Below are 379 nucleotides of genomic sequence, written 5' to 3' on the forward strand. Positions count from 1 at the left end.
CTGCCGATCAATTCACCGCTGTCGCCGTGCCATCCGACCATTTCCGACTTCCATTGATCCTTCACCTCGGCCCAGGACGGATACTGCAGAAAGCTCGCCCCGGCGCGCGCGGTCACACATGCCCGGTGCTCGGCAGCGGTGAGACCGCGTATCCGTAGCCCCTGTTCACCTCTGCGGTCACCGGTCGCGAGCAGCGCTGACATGTCCGTGGCCCTCCCCTGGTCCTTCCCGGCCGACGGCTCGGCGGGGCTGTACAGGATGTTCACAGCGGCCCATGACGGGTCCGCGCGGCGAATGTGACCGGACGATGACCGTTGTGCTGCGTTCCTTGTCATACAAGGGAATCCATGGCTTTCCCGGTATTTGCGGAACCTATGGT

The 379-nt window shown here is 63.9% G+C and carries 1 pseudogene; it reads right to left on the bottom strand.

The window, feature by feature from the left end:
* Window positions 1–203: pseudogene (locus AC1DUE_RS20710) on the bottom strand (hypothetical protein); the annotation flags it as partial.
* Window positions 204–379 lie beyond the last annotated feature (176 nt).

It is taken from the genome of Cellulomonas sp. P4_A2, assembly GCF_056402515.1.